The 17,216-nt window shown below is 70.9% G+C and carries 12 protein-coding genes; 2 read left to right on the top strand and 10 right to left on the bottom strand.

Going from position 1 to position 17,216, the window contains the following annotated elements; genetic code table 11:
* Positions 1 to 27: 27 nt before the first annotated feature.
* The 3 genes from IE226_RS10565 to IE226_RS10555 form a co-directional block, all read right to left on the bottom strand.
* Positions 28 to 1,290: an ABC transporter substrate-binding protein gene (locus tag IE226_RS10565; protein ID WP_190080817.1), complete on the bottom strand. Its 1,263-nt coding sequence runs from the start codon at positions 1,288 to 1,290 to the stop codon at positions 28 to 30.
* Positions 1,291 to 1,401: 111 nt separating this feature from the next.
* Positions 1,402 to 3,225 (bottom strand): AMP-dependent synthetase/ligase, encoded by a 1,824-nt coding sequence (locus IE226_RS10560; RefSeq protein WP_190080816.1) that lies wholly within the window; start codon positions 3,223 to 3,225, stop codon positions 1,402 to 1,404.
* Positions 3,226 to 3,429: 204 nt separating this feature from the next.
* Positions 3,430 to 4,935 carry an MFS transporter gene (locus IE226_RS10555; protein WP_190080815.1) on the bottom strand — a complete coding sequence of 502 codons (1,506 nt, stop codon included), beginning with the start codon at positions 4,933 to 4,935 and terminating at the stop codon, positions 3,430 to 3,432.
* 112 nt (positions 4,936 to 5,047) lie between these two features.
* Between IE226_RS10555 and IE226_RS10550 the strand changes: the two genes are divergently transcribed.
* Positions 5,048 to 6,058: an Lrp/AsnC family transcriptional regulator gene (locus tag IE226_RS10550; protein ID WP_229870736.1), complete on the top strand. Its 1,011-nt coding sequence runs from the start codon at positions 5,048 to 5,050 to the stop codon at positions 6,056 to 6,058.
* A 6-nt stretch (positions 6,059 to 6,064) separates the two neighbouring features.
* Here the strand turns inward: IE226_RS10550 and IE226_RS10545 are convergent, their stop codons facing one another.
* On the bottom strand, positions 6,065 to 6,940 hold the full coding sequence (locus IE226_RS10545; protein WP_190080814.1) for a LysR substrate-binding domain-containing protein: 876 nt from the start codon (positions 6,938 to 6,940) through the stop codon (positions 6,065 to 6,067).
* Positions 6,941 to 7,065: 125 nt separating this feature from the next.
* On the opposite strand from IE226_RS10545, the gene IE226_RS10540 reads away from it, so the two are divergent.
* The gene (locus IE226_RS10540; protein ID WP_229870734.1) at positions 7,066 to 8,112 is read left to right on the top strand and encodes a bile acid:sodium symporter family protein; all 1,047 of its coding nucleotides are present in this window, start codon (positions 7,066 to 7,068) and stop codon (positions 8,110 to 8,112) included.
* On the opposite strand, the gene IE226_RS10535 is transcribed toward IE226_RS10540, so the two are convergent.
* The 6 genes from IE226_RS10535 to IE226_RS10510 form a co-directional block, all read right to left on the bottom strand.
* Entirely contained in the window at positions 8,042 to 9,307 is a 1,266-nt protein-coding gene (locus IE226_RS10535; protein WP_229870729.1) for a DUF5005 domain-containing protein, read from the bottom strand. The genes IE226_RS10540 and IE226_RS10535 overlap by 71 nt on opposite strands.
* A 10-nt stretch (positions 9,308 to 9,317) precedes the next feature.
* On the bottom strand, positions 9,318 to 11,219 hold the full coding sequence (locus tag IE226_RS10530; protein ID WP_190080813.1) for a sialidase family protein: 1,902 nt from the start codon (positions 11,217 to 11,219) through the stop codon (positions 9,318 to 9,320).
* 253 nt (positions 11,220 to 11,472) lie between these two features.
* A complete protein-coding gene (gene fdhD / locus IE226_RS10525) occupies positions 11,473 to 12,336 on the bottom strand; it encodes a formate dehydrogenase accessory sulfurtransferase FdhD (RefSeq protein WP_190080812.1) in 864 nt (287 codons plus the stop codon).
* A gap of 5 nt (positions 12,337 to 12,341) precedes the next feature.
* Complete coding sequence (locus IE226_RS10520; protein WP_190080811.1) at positions 12,342 to 13,202, bottom strand: 2Fe-2S iron-sulfur cluster-binding protein; 861 nt, start codon at positions 13,200 to 13,202, stop codon at positions 12,342 to 12,344.
* Positions 13,199 to 15,265: an NADH-ubiquinone oxidoreductase-F iron-sulfur binding region domain-containing protein gene (locus IE226_RS10515; RefSeq protein WP_190080810.1), complete on the bottom strand. Its 2,067-nt coding sequence runs from the start codon at positions 15,263 to 15,265 to the stop codon at positions 13,199 to 13,201. The genes IE226_RS10520 and IE226_RS10515 overlap by 4 nt, the downstream gene beginning before the upstream one ends.
* Before the next feature lie 13 nt (positions 15,266 to 15,278).
* On the bottom strand, positions 15,279 to 17,201 hold the full coding sequence (locus IE226_RS10510) for a molybdopterin oxidoreductase family protein (protein ID WP_190080809.1): 1,923 nt from the start codon (positions 17,199 to 17,201) through the stop codon (positions 15,279 to 15,281).
* Between the last annotated feature and the right edge of the window lie 15 nt (positions 17,202 to 17,216).

Raw genomic sequence — 17,216 nt, 5'->3', positions numbered from 1 at the left:
CTGACACGCCCCTCTACTAGACGGCCTCTACTTGAAGGGGATGGGTTCGTAGCACGTGAAGGGCGCGGAGACCGAATACTTCCCGCCCTTCAGCTGGACGAGCGCGCCGCAGCCGAACGACTCCTTCTGGCCCTTGGGCAGGCTGCGGTCGCCGACCATCGTGTCCTTGTCGGCGAAGCCGTTCGCCGCGTCCTGGAAGGAGTCGACGGTCAGGTCCTTGCCCGCCTTCCCGGCGACGGCGAGGAAGAGGTCCGCGGACATATAGCCGGTCATCATGTGCATGTTGAGCGGGACGTTCTCGCCCGCCGTCTTCCTGATGTCCGCCTTGAACTGCTTCATCGCCGCGGTGTTCTGCTCGAAGGGCTGGAAGGCGAGCAGGATGTGCACGCCGTCGAGCGCCTTCTTCGTCGCGCTCTTGGCGAGCAGGCCGGGGTCGTAGTCGGTCGGGTCGGTGATCACGCCCTTGAACCCGGAGCGCTTGACGGCCGTGAAGAGGCCGATGTTGTACGGGGTCTGCATCACGGAGACGACGACGTCGGGTGCCTTGCCGCCGTCGGAACGCAGGATCTCCTTCGTGTACGCCGACCAGTCGCTCGGCACGGAGGTCGCGGGCACGGTCGACTTGGCGTACGTCACCTTGTAGCCGGCCGCCGCGAAGCTCTGCTTGTAGGTGCGGATGGCGAAGGTGCCCGCGTCGTTGTCGTTGGCGAGGATCGCCACGGACTTGCCCTTCGAGCCGTCCGTCACCTTCTTCAGGCCCTCGGGCCAGCTCTGCGTGATGGTGCCGCCAGGCATCGGGACCATGCAGCCGCCGTAGCCGTACATGTAGCTCGGTCCGCAGAACGGCGGGATGGTGCCCCAGCCGAACGTCGGGACCTTCTGCTTCTGGAGGAAGTCGGCGCCGGAGAAGGTGACCGAGCTCATCGGCGCGACGGCGAACACCTTGTCCTGCTGGACGAGTTTGCGTGCCGCCGCGAGATTCTTGCCGGGGTCCTGGCCGTCGTCCTCCGCGCCGAGGTAGTCGATCTTCCGTCCGTGTACGCCGCCTTCGGCGTTCGCGCGCTCGAAGCGGGCCGCGGCCCCGAGGTTGGTGTCCTTCTTGCTGTAACCGCTCGCGGTGGTCATGGAGACGATGCCGCCGACCTTGATGGAGTCGGCGCTCACTCCGCGCACTGAGCCGCCCGCCTTGTCGCCGCCGCTCGAATCGCCGCTGTTGGAGGCGGAGTTGCAGGCGGTGGCGAGCAGCAGTGCGGCCACGGTGGCGGTGATGGTGCGGATCGTTCGCGACACGGGCGGGCCCCCTCCGACGAAGTGAGGGTGATTCTGTGCGCGACCTGATGAACCGTCAATAAGAGACGCGACGGTAATTGATGAACCGTCAGAAACTCGCCCGTGCGCGCCTCACGCCCGGTAGAGCGCCTCGACCTCCGCCGAGTAGGCGTTCTCGATCGCCTTGCGCTTCAGCTTCAGGGACGGGGTCAGCAACCCGTGCTCCTCGGAGAACTGGTGCGCCAGTATCCGGAACGTACGGATCGACTCGGCCTGCGAGACCAGGGTGTTGGCGGCCACCACGGCCCGCCGCACCTCGGTCTCCAGATCCGGGTCGCGCACCAGGTCGTTCGGGGGCATCGACGGCTTGCGGCGCATGGTCAGCCAGTGCTCGACGGCCTCGCCGTCCAGGGTGACGAGCGCCGCGATGTACGGCCGGTCGTTGCCCACGACGATGCACTGCGCGACCAGCGGATGATCGCGCACCCGCTCCTCCAGCTGTCCCGGCGAGACGCTCTTGCCGCCGGAGGTCACCAGGATCTCCTTCTTGCGCCCGGTGATGGTGAGGTAGCCGTCCTCGTCGAGCGCGCCCAGGTCACCGGTGGCGAGCCAGCCGTCGTGCAGGGCGGCGTCGGTGGCCTTGGGGTCGTTGAGATAGCCCTGGAAGACGTTGCCGCCGTTCAGCCACACCTCGCCGTCGTCCGCGATGTGCACGGTGGTGCCGGGGATGGCCTGGCCCACCGTGCCGTAGCGGGTGCGCTCGGGCGGGTTGGCGGTCGCGGCCGCCGTGGACTCCGTCAGGCCGTAACCCTCGTAGATCTCGACGCCCGCGCCCGCGAAGAACAGGCCGAGGCGCCGGTCCATCCCGGAGCCGCCCGACATCGCGTGGCGCACGCGGCCGCCCATGGCGTCGCGCACCTTGGAGTAGACGAGCTTGTCGAAGAGCGAGTGCTGCATGCGCAGGGCCGCCGAGGGCCCCGGCCCGGTGCCGAAGGCCCTGGCCTCCATCGCGTCCGCGTACCGCACGGCGCACTCGACGGCCTTGTCGAAAGGCCCCGTCTTGCCGTCCTTCTCGGCCTTGCGCCGCGCCGCGTTGAACACCTTCTCGAAAATGTAGGGCACGGCCAGGATGAAGGAGGGGCGGAACGCCGCCAGGTCCGGGATGAGCGCCGCCGCGTTCAGGCTCGGCTGGTGGCCCAGCTTGACCCCACCGCAGACCGCGGCGACCTGCACCATCCGCCCGAAGACGTGCGCGAGGGGCAGGAAGAGCAACGTGGTCGCCTCGTCGCCGCGCCGGGAGTGGAAGACCGGCTCCCAGCGCTGGATGACCGTCTCCGCCTCGAACATGAAGTTCGCGTGCGAGATCAGACAGCCCTTGGGGCGGCCCGTGGTGCCCGAGGTGTAGATGATCGTGGCGATAGAGTCGGGCGTGACGGCGCGCCGGTGGCGGTTGACCACCTCGTCGTCGACGTCCTGGCCCGCGCGGTACAGCTCGTCCACGGCGTCGGCGTCCAGCTGCCACAGCCTGCGCAGCTGCGGCAGCCGGTCGATCACCGAGCCGATCGTCATCGCGTGGTCCTCGTGCTCGACCATGGCGGCCGACACCTGTGCGTCGTGCAGCATCCAGAAGACCTGCTCGGCCGACGAGGTGGGGTAGACGGGCACCACCTGGGCGCCGACCGTCCAGAGCGCGTAGTCGAAGAGCGTCCACTCGTAGCGGGTGCGGCACATGATGGCGACGCGGTCACCGAAGCGCACGCCCTGGGCGAGCAGCCCTTTGGCGAGCGACATCACCTGGTCACGGAACTCGGCCGATGTGACGTCGCGCCACACCCCGTCGATCTTGCGGCCGAAGGCGATGTGGAGCGGATCCGCGAGGGCATGGTCGAACACGACGTCGGCAAGGCCGCCCACCAGCGGCGCCGACGCCATCGGAGGGTTGGTGAACTCGCGCAATGATGCTCCTAGTGGCGCTCCGCACAGCGCCGGTGACGGTACCCCACCGCGGAGCCCGGCGGGAGAGGGGTGACCGACCCGTCGGTACGTACCATTCACGCTGGTCACACAAGTAAATCCGGCCACAAGGGGAGAGGCGGGACAGAATACTTACGGCTCAGTAAGTTTCGGTGGCGTAATCTCCACCGAATCTGTACGCGGCGATTACTGCTGTGGCCGGCCGGCGTAGATCTGCTCGGCAGATGCCGGAACCTTGGCTTCCGGTGCGCCGCCGGGTGCTGTGCGCGCGGACCGCACCATCACCAGGACCGCCGCTCCCGCCGCCAGGCCCACCACGCCCGCGACGACCGCCGCGGCGTTCAGACCGGAGGCGAACGCCGCCCGCACGGCATGATCGGAAAGCGTGCCACGCATCGCCGCCGCTCCGCCGCCCGCGACGGTGTGAGCCGCGTCATGGCCGAGCGTGTCCTGCATGCGCGAGGTCAGCACCGTGCCGAAGACGGCGACGCCGAGCGCGTACCCGAGCTGGCGGAAGGTGTTGACCGCGCCGCCCGCCATCCCGGAGTTCGCGGCCGGCACCGCCGCGAGGGCCGCGCCGCCGAGGGCGGGGGAGACGAGACCGGTGCCGATGCCCGCGAGCGTGAGCCCGGGGACGAGCGCGCCCCAGGACGAGCCGGCGTCGAGCACCGCGAGCGCGACCCCGCCCGCGCCGATCAGGAGCAGACCCACGCCGATGGTCAGCCGCGCGGGCACCCCGTGCAGCAGCCGCCCGCCGATCGCGGCGACGACGAACGAGGTCGCGGCCAGCGGCAGCATGACGAGGCTGCCGGACACCGGGCTCATGCCGAGCACGGTCTGCAGCCAGATCGAGAGGTAGGGCATCAGGCCGAACGCGGCGGCGTTGTATCCGATCGCGCCGACCAGAACCCCCGTGAAGGCGGGCATGCGCAGGAGCTTCAGGTCGAGCAGCGGATGCGCGACACGGCGTTCGACGGCCACGAAGGCGGCAAGGGCGAGCACCGCGACCCCGAGAGTCACCACGGTGGGCGCCGACGTCCAGCCCGCCGAACCGGCCCGCACCACCCCGTACGTCAGAGCGCCCGCGAAGAGCGCGAACGCCACCGTGCCCGCCCAGTCGACCCGCCGGCCCGCAAGCCCCTTGGACTCCGGCACCACGCGCCGCGTCAGCCACATCGCCGCGACGCTCACCGGCAGGTTCACGAAGAAGATCCACCGCCAGCCCGGTCCCTCGGTGAGCAGCCCGCCCACGATCGGCCCCATCGCCGCCGCGGCCCCGCTGACCGCGCCCCAGACGCCGAGCGCGACCGACCGGTCCCGCCCCTGGTAGGCGGTGCCGAGCAGCGGCAGGGTCGTCGCGAACATCGCGGCGGCGCCGAGGCCTTGCAGGGCGCGGGCGGCCACCAGGACCTCCGCGTTCGTGGCGAGCCCGCAGCCGAGCGAGGCGAGCGCGAAGAGCCCGGTGCCCGCCACGTTGAGCCGCCGCCGGCCGAGCACGTCCGCCGCGGCCCCGACCCCGAGCAGCAGCGCGGCAAGCGCGAGCGCGTAGCCGTCGATCACCCACTGCAGATCACTCAGCGAGGCGTCCAGCGCCCTCGCCATGTCGGGCAGTGCCACGACCACGATGGTCACGTCCAGCAGCAGCATGAACGTCCCCAGGCATACCGCTGTGAGCGGCCCCCATGTACGCATTTCCGGTTCTCCTCGTGAGACTTGTACGACGCGTGTGCGTGTCCTCGTACGATGAAGTCCGGCCGGACGATCCAAGTCATCAGGCGTGTGAGACCGAAGGAATCCGACATCGATGGGCAGTGCAGCGATGGAATCCGCCACCCCGGACGCTCCGGACCCGTTCGACGTCAAACTCCTCCAGGCCCTGGAACTCGACGGGCGCGCGCCCTTCAGCAAGATCGCCGCCGTCCTCGGGGTCTCCGACCAGACCGTCGCCCGCCGCTACCGCAGGCTGGTGTCCGAAGGCAGCCTGCGGATCGTCGCCGTCCGGGACCACGAGAAGCTCGGCCAGGACCAGTGGATGCTGCGCCTTCGCTGCGCCCCCGACGGCGCCGACGCCATCGCCGGCGCCCTGGCGCGCCGCCCCGACACCTCATGGATCGGCCTCACCTCCGGCGGCACCGAAGTCGTCTGCTGCACCAGGCCGCGCACCCGCACCGACCAGGACGAGCTGCTGCTCGCCAAGCTCCCGCGCACCCCGCACATCGTGGACATCCGCGCCCAGCAGATGCTGCACCGGTTCTTCGGCGGCCCGGACGGCTGGCTGATGAAGCACGGGCCGCTCGACGACGACCAGATCGCGGCCCTGCGCGCGAAGCCGCCCGCCTCCGCCGCCCGCCCCAAGGCACCCCAGCGGATCGAGCCGGAGGACGAGCCGCTCGTCGCCGCGCTCGAACAGGACGGCCGCGCGACCTATCCGGAACTCCAGCAGGCCACCGGGCGTTCGGAGTCGGCCGTCAAACGACGCCTGGCCGCACTGATCGCGTCCGGCGCCATCTACATCGACATCGAGTACGCCAACGCCCTCATCGGCCTGCACGTCGGAGCGATGCTCTGGATCACCACCGCACCCCGGGCCCTGGACTCGGTCGGCAGGGCCCTCGCCTCCCACCCCGAGATCGCCCACGCCACCGCCGTGGCCGGGCCCTCCAACATCATGGCGACGGCCGTGACCCGGGACATCCCGGCGCTCTACGCCTACCTCAGCGGCAAACTGGGGCAGCTCGACGGCGTCCAGCACGTCGAGACGGCGCCGTACATGCGCCGCGTCAAGCAGCTCACGTACCGGCCCTACCTCCGCTGACGGGGGCTATCCCCGCTGACGCCGCCGGTGCAGCCGGTCGCCGCCCGCCAGGATCGACGCGGCGAGCGCGTCTGCCGCCCCCTGCGCCGAGGTCCGCCGCTCGCCGTGCAGGAGCACGAAGTCCACCGCGCCCAGCTCCGGAAGGCCCGCGCGCTCCGGAACGCGGACCAGGCCGGGCGGGATCAGGCCGTGGGAGTGCGCCATCACGCCGAGCCCCGCGCGGGCGGCGGCGACCAGGCCGTTCAGGCTGCCGCTCGTGCAGGCGATGCGCCAGGCACGGCCGCGCCGCTCCAGGGCTTCGAGGGCCAGCACGCGAGTGATGCCCGGCGGCGGGAAGACGATGAGCGGCACCGGCTTCTCCGGATCGAGCCGCAGTCGCTCGGCGCCGATCCAGACCAGCTCGTCGTGCCAGACCAGCTCGCCGCGCGGATCCTCCGGGCGCCGCTTGGCAAGCACGAGATCGAGTTGGCCCGCGTCCAGCTTCTCGTGCAGCGTGCCGGACAGCTCGACCGTCAGCTCCAGGTCGACGTCCGGATGGTCGTGCCGGAACGACTCCAGGATGTCGGTGAGCCGGGTCAGGACGAAGTCCTCCGAGGCCCCGAACCGCAGCCGCCCGCCGAGCCGCGTCCCGGTGAAGAACGCCGACGCCTGCTCGTGCACCTCCAGGATCCGCCGCGCGAAGCCGAGCATCGCCTCGCCGTCCTCGGTCAGCTCCACGGAGTGCGTGTCACGCGCGAAGAGCTGGCGTCCGGTGGCGTCCTCCAGACGGCGCACGTGCTGGCTCACCGTGGACTGGCGAAGCCCCAGGCGCCGGGCGGCCTGCGTGAAGCTCAGCGTCTGGGCCACGGCCAGGAACGTACGGAGCTGGGCGGGGTCGTACATGGTCACCAGGCTAACGCGGCCATCGCGGAACATGATGACAGTCAGAGCGGTATCCGGGATTCCCGATTGCGGCGATCAGGAGGATTATCGAGAGGGCACGACGTGAACCGAACCGATGGAGCGAAGTGAAACGCCCGAGCTGGCCCACCTGGATGCCGATCGACCCCTACATCCTGGCGTTGCTCGGCACAGTAGGTGTCGCCGCGCTGCTGCCCGCGCGCGGCGTCGGCGCCGACATCGCGAGCGGTGCCTCCACCGCGGCCGTCGCGTTCCTCTTCTTCCTCTACGGGGCGCGGCTCTCCACCCGCGAGGCGCTCGACGGACTCAAGCACTGGCGGCTCCACGTCACCGTCCTGGCCTGCACGTTCGTCGTCTTCCCGCTGCTCGGGCTCGCGGCCAAGGGGCTCGTCCCCCACGTCCTGACGCCCGCCCTCTACAGCGGGTTCCTCTTCCTGACGCTCGTGCCCTCCACGATCCAGTCGTCGATCGCCTTCACCTCCATGGCGCGCGGCAACGTCCCCGCGGCGATCTGCGCGGGCTCCTTCTCCTCGCTCGCCGGCATCGTCATCACACCGCTGCTCGCGGCAGCCCTGCTCGGCAACAGCGGGGGAGGCTTCTCCGCCGACTCGGTCCTGAAGATCGTCCTCCAGCTCCTCGTGCCGTTCCTGGCGGGCCAGTTCCTTCGCCGCTGGATCGGCGGCTTCATCGCACGCCACAAGAAGGTGCTCGGCTACGTCGACCGCGGCTCGATCCTGCTCGTCGTCTACACCGCGTTCAGCGAGGGCATGGTGCACGGCATCTGGCACCAGGTGACACCGCTGCGGCTCGGCGCGCTGCTCGGCGTCGAAGCGGTGCTGCTCGCCGTGATGCTCGCCCTCACCTGGTACGGCGCCAAGAAGATGGGCTTCGGCCGCGGGGACCGGGTGGCCATCCAGTTCGCCGGATCGAAGAAGTCGCTCGCGGCCGGACTCCCGATGGCGAGCGTCCTGTTCGGGGCCGAGGCCTCGCTGGCCGTCCTTCCGCTGATGCTCTTCCACCAGATGCAGCTGATGGTCTGCGCCGTGATCGCCAAGCGGCGCTCGCGCGACCCCGAGGACTTCGTCACCGAGCCGTCGCCGTCGTCAGGCGGAGGGACACGAACCGCGGTCGGTACAGGGACACGTTCCGGCTGACGTTGGCCTGCGCGCTCTGGGGCGCCGCGTCCAGCCAGTTGACGTCATAGCTGAGCAGCAGCCGCCCGTTCCCGCTGAGCGCCGGATGGGCCTGGGGGTTGTACGCGGCCATGTCCTGCTCGGCCGCACCGTCCTTCGGCAGGGGCGCGGAGAAGCCCTTCGCGGGTCCGTGCCAGGGGCCGGTGGGCGCACACGCCCAGTAGGAGGTCACGTTCGTCAGGCCCTCGGTGCCCGCGGCCATGGTGAACAGGACGTACGTCCCCTTCACGCGCACCACCGTGAACGCGCTGCCCACGCCCTTGCGTTCACCGTCGCCGAGGACATGGCGCGGCTTGCCGGTCGCCGTCCAGTCGTGGCCGTCCCAGTACCGCCAGGCACCGGGCTCCGCGAGCCTGCCCTTGGGGACGCGTGCCACATAGGCGTGCGACGCGGGGCGGGCGGCGGCCTTGCCGTCGTTGCCGCCGAAGACGTACGTCCAGTCACCGTCGTCGACGGTCGTCGTGCCGTACAGGACACGCTTGTCGGGCTCCGGCACGGAACTCTGGTCGGAGACCTTCACGATGCCCTCGACGCGCAGATCGGGCAGCGAGAGCGTGGCGACCTCGGTGGCGGTCGGCACGCCGTAGATCCACGGGCCCGTCCCGGTGGCGCGGGTCCACAGCAGGACGCGTACGACGTCCTCGGACGAGCCGGGGGAGCGGGGCTCCACCTTCGCGGCGACCGGCCAGCGCCACTGCTGGGGTGCCGGGTCGGGGAAGAGCGGGGCGGGCAGGGTGCGCTGCGGGATGCCCGAGCGTGACATCACCACGGCCGAGTTGCGGACCATGGGCGCCGTCGCGTCGCGCCAGGTGTGGGGCTGGCCCGCCGGGTTGGGCGGCGCGTGCACCTGGCCGAGGAAGGTGTCGGAGAACAACCAGAGCAGCCGTCCGTCGGGCAGGCGCACCGAGTGGGTGCCGTCGCCGCCGGTCCAGTCGTCGGCCCGCGTCGTGTCGTCGCCGTACCGGGCGAACGCCCCGGTCACCTTGTCGTCGGCGGCCCAGGACGAGACGGTCCGCGCCTCGCATGCGTCACCGCCCTCCCGGTCCTCTTCCGGGAGGGCGATGAGCAGCACGGCCGCGCAGGCCAGGGCGAGCAGCAGGACGATCCAGGTCCTGCGCGCGTTCCGGCCTCCGCGTGGACCTTGGTCGGCGGACACGTGCGGGACGTTAGTTGCTCGGGCGGATGTGGTCCATGGGGAGCCATGCCACGGTGTCCCGGGTCACAGGCGCCGTTGCCCCGCCGTCGCCTCCGAGCCCGTCCAGCTCCGCGTCGCTCAACGCACGGTCGTAGACGCGCACTTCGTCGATTGCGCCGGCGAAGTGGGCGCGGCTGTCGACCCGTTGGCCGACGTGGAAGCCGTACCCGGAGTTGCGGGTCACCGTGCCCGGCACGTCGGCTGTGGTGATCCGTGTGCCGTCGACGGACAGCGTCAACTGCCCTCCGCCGCGGCGCAGCGCGATGTGATGCCACTGGCCGTCGTTGTAGGCGCCCGCGGTGCGTACGGACGCGGACTTCGGGGCGGCGGCGCCCTCGCGTGTGGTGATCAGGCCCGTGACGCGGTTGCTCGCGGGCTCGCCGCGCAGCCACACCTGCGGCTGGTTGGTGCCGATGCCGCCCATCCACAGCAGCGGCTGTTCACCGCTGGTCGCGGAGTAGCGGAACCACAGCGAGGCCGTGAAGTCCTTGTTCCCGAGGGGTAGTTGCTTGCGGAAGGGGAGGCGTACGGCGTCGTTCGTGCCGTCGAAGGAGACGGCGCCGCCGAACCGTCCGTCGCTCGTGGACGCCCCGCCGAGCACGGCCGCGGGCTTCGCGTGCGGCGCGCGGTCGGTGGTCTTCGGGTCGGGGCCGCGCCGGGGTTGCAGCCAGTCCTCGGTGAAGCGCGCGAAGCGGATCTCGTCGCGGGCGTCGACCGCCCCGCCCTCGTACATCAGGCCCACGTGCTCGCCGTCGGCCCGCACCATGTCCGAGTAACCGGACCAGTCCGTGGTCACCGTCGTGCCGCGGTCCACGCTGTCCCAGGTGCGGCCGCCGTCGTACGAGGAGCGGATCTGCATCGTGCGGCGCCGGTCGGGGTCACCGGGGCAGCCGAGCAGCATGCGCTTGCCGAACTGGAGCGTGGAGCACTGCACTTGGGGCGCGTAGAGGTCGGGGATGGCCTCGAAGGGCGAGACGAAGGAATCACCTCCGTCGCGGCTGATCGTGTGGGTGCGATGCCCGAGGTCGGTGCCGTCCTGCTCGCGCCCGCTGACGTAGAGGGCCCCGTCCGGGCGCTCCGTGATGGTCATCTCCGACGGCTTCTGCCGGAAGGTGCCGTCGGCCGGTATCGGATACGAGTCCGTGGCGCCGATCTTCCAGTTGTCCCCGCCGTCGTCGCTGACGATCAGTGCCGCGTGGTTGGCGGTGACCCGGCTGCCGTTCCACGTCTCGGTGTTGGCGGTGAAGACGAGCCGCCCCGCGTGCCGGCCGCGGGTCAGCTGGAGGCCGTGCACGGGCCCGGTGGCGTACCAGGAGTTCCAGTCCTCCGGCAGGATCTGGTCGCTCAGGTCGCGCGGCGCCGACCAGCTGCGGCCGTCGTCGTCGCTGTACTGGAGGTGCGGGGTGCGATCGCACGGGACGGCGCAGTTCTGCCCGTCGGTGCGGCCGGTGTTCCACGTCTCGGCCAGGAGGATGCGGCCGGTCCTGCGGTCCACCACCGGCGCGGGGTTGCCGTGGGTGTCGCCCGCGCCTTCGTTCACGACCTGGAGCGGACTCCAGGTGCGGCCGCCGTCGTGCGACCGTTTGAGCACGAGGTCTATGTCACCCGCGTCGCTGCAGTCGTTCACCCGCCCCTCGGCGAAGGCGAGCAGCGTGCCCTTGACCGTCTTCACCACGGCGGGGATGCGATAGCAGGCGTACCCGGGGTCCTGCGAGGCCTTGAAGAGCACCTGCTGCTCGAATCCCGCCGCGCGGGCGTCCGGCGCCGCCTGCGCCGGAGGCCCGGGGAGCAGCGCCCCGGCACAGGCGACGACGGCCAGCGAGGCCACGGCGGTGGTCAAGGATCTGAGGCGTACACGGAGAGCTGATGGCATGGCGCGGTCCACCCTTCGAGGTGACTGGACATCCTGACATCCCACGTCCAACGTTCGCGCCACAGACGCTACTGCGGTGGCTCGACACCCCACAAGAAGCGTGCGTGGCACGAATGGGTGCGGCCTGGTCAGCGTCGGGGAATCAGTACGACTCGCGCCGTGCCGAGGCATAGTGCGGGGCCGGGACCCCGCCGGCGCAGGGGGCGCTCCCCGCCGGCCGGGGTCCCGCCGCCGTGCAGCGGGGAGCGGCCGGTCAGCCCCGGGAGGCCGCGGCCTCGAGGGCGATCCGGTGCTCGCCCGCGTACACGTTCATGGAGGAGCCGCGCAGGAAGCCGACCAGGGTCAGGCCCGTCTCGGCGGCCAGGTCGACGGCGAGGGACGACGGCGCGGAGACGGCGGCGAGCACCGGAATGCCCGCCATCACGGCCTTCTGCGCCAGCTCGAACGAAGCGCGCCCGGACACCAGAAGCACGGCACGCGACAGCGGCAGCCGGCCGTTCTGAAGGGCCCGCCCGACGAGCTTGTCGACCGCGTTGTGCCGGCCCACGTCCTCCCGTATGTCGAGGAGCTCGCCGTCCTCCGAGAAGAGCGCCGCGGCGTGCAGGCCCCCGGTCCGGTCGAAGACCCGCTGGGCCGCGCGCAGCCGGTCGGGGAGGCACGCGAGCAGGTCGGTGCCGAGCCGGACCGGGGGAGCGGAGCCGCCGTCCGTGTCGTCGACGGCCCAGCGTGCCGTCGTACGGACCGCGTCCAGGCTCGCCTTGCCGCACAGGCCGCAGGACGAGGTGGTGTAGACGTTGCGTTCGAGGTTGATGTCGGGCAGGACGACTCCAGGGGCGGTCTTCACGTCGACCACGTTGTACGTGTTGACGCCGTCCGCCGTGGCCCCGGCGCAGTAGACGATCGACTGGAGTTCGTCCGCCGAGCCGAGCACCCCCTCGCTCACCAGGAAGCCCGCCGCGAGCGCGAAGTCATCACCCGGCGTGCGCATGGTGATGGCAAGCGGCTTCCCGTTGAGCCTGATCTCCAGCGGTTCCTCCGCGACCAGGGTGTCCGGCCGCTCGGTGACGGCCCCGTCCCTGACGCGGATGACGCGGCGGCGCTCCGTGACTCGTCCCATGTCGATCAGTCCCGGTTCTGTACGTGCTGGTAGCCGAAACGGCCCTTGATGCAGAGGTTGCCGTGGGTCACCGGATTGTCGTGCGGTGAGGTGACCTTCACGATGTCATTGTCCTGCACGTGCAGCGTCAGATTGCAGCCGACTCCGCAGTAGGCGCACACCGTCGTCGTCTGGGTCTGCCGCTCCTCGTCCCAGGTCCCGGCGGCCCGCATGTCGAACTCGGACTTGAAACTGAGCGCCCCGGTCGGGCAGACCTCGATGCAGTTGCCGCAGTACACGCACGCGGAGTCGGTCAGCGGCCCGTCGTGCTCGACGGCGATACGGGCGTCGAAGCCACGGCCCACCACGGAGATGGCGAACGTGTTCTGCCACTGGTCACCGCAGGCGTCGACGCACTTGTAGCAGAGGATGCACTTGTCGTAGTCGCGGACGTAGAGGTCGTTGTCAACCCTGGGCTCCTCGTTCAGCCGGGCGGCGTCGGGCCCGAAGCGGTCGGGTTTGGCGTCGTACTCCTTCAACCACCCCGCGACCTTCGGCGTGGTCGACATGTCGACGGACGACGCGAGCAGCTCCAGTACGACCTTCCGGCTGTGCCGGGTGCGCTCGGTGTCGGTCAGGACGGTCATGCCCGGCTCGGCGCGGCGCGAGCAGGCGGGGGCCAGGGTGCGGGCGCCCTCGACCTCCACGACGCACACCCGGCAGGTGTTCTTCGGGGTGAGGGTGTCGCCCTCGCAGAGCGTCGGGACATCCTTGCCCGCGGCCCGGCAGGCGTCCAGGAGGGTGGACCCCTCGGGCACCCTGGTGTCCTGCCCGTCCAGGGTGAATTCGACGAGGCGGCGCGGGATTCCCAGCGGTACGGCGGTCACTTGTACGCCCCCAGTCGGTCGATGGCGGATTCCACGGCGTTCCACGCGGTCTGGCCGAGCCCGCAGATGGAGGCGTCCCGCATGGTTCTGCCCACCTCGCGCAGGAGGCCGATGTCGGCGGCGGCATCCGCCCCCGTCCGCTCGACGATGCGGTGCAGGGCCTCCTCCTGCCGGACGGTGCCGACCCGGCAGGGCACGCACTGGCCGCAGGACTCGTCCCGGAAGAACTCGGCGATGCGCAGGAGCACGCGGGGGAGCGGCACGGTGTCGTCCAGGGCGAGGACGACACCGGAGCCGAGGGTGGCGCCCGCTTCCCTCGTCCCCTCGAAGGTGAGGGGGATGTCCAGCTCGTCGGGCCGTACGAAGCCGCCGGCCGCGCCGCCCAGGAGGACCGCGCGCAGGTTGTCCGGCATTCCGGCGAGGGTGAGGAGCTCGCCGAGGGTGGCGCCGAAGGGGAGCTCGTAGATGCCGGGGCGTTCGACGCTGCCGGAGACGCAGAAGAGCTTGGGTCCGGTGGATTTGGCGGTCCCGATGGCGGCGTAGGCCGGTGCGCCCATGGTGAGGATGGGGAGGATGTTGACGAGGGTCTCGACGTTGTTCTCGGCGGTGGGCTTTCCGAAGAGCCCCTTCTCCACGGGGAAGGGCGGCTTGGAGCGGGGCTCGCCCCTGTACCCCTCGATGGAGTTGAAGAGGGCGGTTTCCTCGCCGCAGATGTAGGCGCCGGCGCCGCGCCGGATCTCGATGTCGAAGGCGTACCCCTGCCCGAGGACGTCGTCCCCGAGGAAGCCGCGGGCGCGGGCCTGCGCGACGGCGTGCTCCAGCCTTTGGAGCGCGCGGGGGTACTCGCCGCGGAGATAGAGGTAGCCGAGGTGGGCGCCGGTCGCGTACCCCGCGATGGTCATCGACTCGATGAGGGAGTACGGGTCGCCCTCCATGATCACCCGGTCCTTGAAGGTGCCGGGCTCGGATTCGTCCGCGTTGCAGACGAGGTAGTGCGGGTGATCGGGCTGTGAGGCGGTGGCCTGCCACTTCCTCCCCGTGGGGAAGGCGGCGCCGCCTCGGCCCAGGAGGCCGGAGTCGGTGACTTCGCGGATGACGGCGGCGGGGCCGATGGCGAAGGCGGTGCGGAGGGCGGTGTAGCCGCCGTGGGCGCGGTAGTCGTCCAGGGACGTGGGGTCGACCTTGCCGATCCTGCTGAGGAGCAGGAGGCCTTCTTCGCCTGCTTGGGGGACTGCCATGGCCGCGGGGGGCTCGGAGGGGGCGGTCTCTGGGGCTAGGGCGGCTTGGGCGAGGGTGTCGGGTGCGGCGGGGGCGAGGGTCGCGGTGACGTATGTCTTGTCCCCAACCCCATCCCTTCCCGGCTGTGACATTTGCGGCTCCGCCGCGCTGGGGCTCCGCCCCAGACCCCGCTCCTCAAATGCCGGAGGGGCTGAAAGATCACGGCCGGACGAGAGGGTCTCAGCCCGTCCGGCGTTTGAGGACGAGCCGTCAAGGAGATCTGCGGTCACACCAGGCCCCCGCGCCAGCGGGTTTTCGGGAAGGGGCGGGGTCGGGGAAAGAAGCGCCGCAGGCACACCGGCCCGCACCACAAGCGCCGCCGGCGCCCGCTCGCACAACCCCAGGCACGGGCTCCGCTCGACCGCCACCCCGGACGCGGGACCGAGCCTCGCCTCCACCTCCCCGCACAGCGCAGCGCCCCCGCACGCAAGATCCGTACACACCCGCACCACCGTCGCGGGACGCGGCCGCACCGAGAACATGGAGTAGAACGTGGCCACCCCGTACCCCTCCGCCGGCGGCACCATCAGCCGCCGGCAGAGGTAGTCCAGACCCCCCTCGCTCACCCACCCCACACGGTCGTTGAGCGCGTGCAACCCCGGCAGCAGCTCATCCCGCCGCTCCCGCGCCGCACGGCCGCCCCGGGCCCACCTCAGATCCGCGTCGCCGCGGTCGGCGATCATTCCCGGGGGGACCTCCCACGCCGACTCCGGCGGCCCGAGGACCGCGTCGACGGCCTCCCGCTCCTCGTCCGTCGGCTTGCTGTCACCGAAGTGCAGATCCATACGTCACGTCACCTCACGTCGCGGGCACGGTCAGCTTGTCGATACGTATCGCCGACGCCTTGAACTCCGCCGTGCCCGCGATGGGGCAATTGGCCTCGATCGTGAGCTGGTTGGTGTCGACCTCGTCGGGAAAATGCATGGTCATGAAGGCCAGCCCGGGGCGCAGCCCGGTGTCCACCCACACCGGCGCCGTCACCGCGCCGCGCCGCGACGACACCCGGACCTGCTCGCCGACCACGACCCCGTAGCGCTCGGCGTCCTCCGGGCACAGCTCGACGTACTCACCGCGCCGCAGCGGCGAGGCGAAACTCCCGCTCTGCACCCCGGTGTTGTAGGAATCGAGCCGTCGCCCCGTCGTGAGCCGGATCGGGTACGCCTCGTCCGTGAGGTCCACCGGCGGGTCGTGCGCGACGAGCCCGAAGGGCGCCAGCGGACCCCGCCGGTTCGGGTCCGCGTCCCACAGCCGCCCGTGCAGATAGCTCGGTTCGATCCGCTCCTGCGAGGGGCAGGGCCACTGGATGCCCTGGAGGGACTCCAGGCGGTCGTACGTCATGCCGAAGTGGTCCGGCGACACCGACCGCAGCTCGTCCCAGACCGCCTGCGCGTCCGCGTACTTCCAGTCGTGGCCGAGCCGTTCGGCCAGGTCGCAGAGGATGTCGATGTCCTCGCGCGCCTCACCGGGCGGTCGCACGGCCTTGCGCACCCGCTGCACGCGCCGCTCGCTGTTGGTCGTGGTCCCGTCGGTCTCCGCCCAGGCGGCCGTCGCGGGCAGCACGACATCGGCCAGTTCGGCGGTCTTGGTGAGGAAGATGTCCTGTACGACGAAGAAGTCCAGGGCCCGCATCCGCCGTACCGCCTGCTCGCTGTCCGCCTCCGACTGCGCCGGGTTCTCGCCGATGCAGTAGACGGCCTTGAGTGAACCCTCCTCCATCGCCTCGAACATCTCCGTCAGAGTGAGCCCGTAGCGCGGCTGGATGACCGTGTCCCAGGCCGTCTCGAATTTCAGGCGCGACTGCGGATCGAGGATGTCCTGGAAGCCGGGCAGCCGGTTGGGGATCGCGCCCATGTCGCCGCCGCCCTGCACGTTGTTCTGACCGCGCAGGGGCTGGAGGCCCGAGCCGTACCGCCCCACGTGCCCTGTCAGGAGCGAGAGGTTGATCAGCGCGCGGACGTTGTCCGTGCCGTTGTGGTGCTCGGTGATGCCGAGGGTCCAGCACAACTGCGCCCGCTCGGCCCGTGCGTAGTCGTGCGCCAACTCCCTGATGGCGGCGGCCGGTACGCCCGTCACCTTCTCCGCGAGCGAGAGCGTCCACGGCTCGACCAGGGCCTTGTACTCCTCGAAGCCGGACGTGGCCCGCTCGACGAACGCCCGGTTGGCCAGGCCCGCGTGGATGATCTCGCGGCCGATCGCGTGCGCCATGGGGATGTCCGTACCGACGTTCAGACCGAGCCAGCTCTCCGCCCACTCGGCGGTCTTGGTGCGGCGCGGGTCGACGGCGTACATACGGGCGCCGTTCCTGATCCCCCTCAGGACGTGCTGGAAGAAGATCGGGTGGGCGAAGCGGGCGTTGGAGCCCCACATCACGATCAGGTCGGTGTGTTCGACCTCTTCGTAGGAAGACGTGCCGCCGCCCGAGCCGAAGGCGGCGGAGAGGCCCGCGACGCTCGGTGCGTGGCAGGTGCGGTTGCAGGAGTCGACGTTGTTCGTGCCCATCACCACGCGGGCGAACTTCTGCGCCACGTAGTTCATCTCGTTGGTCGCCCTGGCGCAGGAGAACATCCCGAACGCGCCCTGTGCGGCCCGCAGGCCCGCCGCCGTCCGGGACAGCGCCTCGTCCCAGGTCGCCCTGCGGAAGGGCTCGTCGCGCGAGTCGCGTACGAGGGGGTGGGTGAGCCGGGTGTACGTCTTGGGCGCGCGGTCGCGTTTCCCGCTCATGCCGCGCGCGCTCCT

This window comes from Streptomyces longisporoflavus, assembly GCF_014649775.1.
GTDB lineage: Bacteria > Actinomycetota > Actinomycetes > Streptomycetales > Streptomycetaceae > Streptomyces > Streptomyces longisporoflavus.
This window is presented reverse-complemented; position numbering and strand designations above follow the sequence as displayed.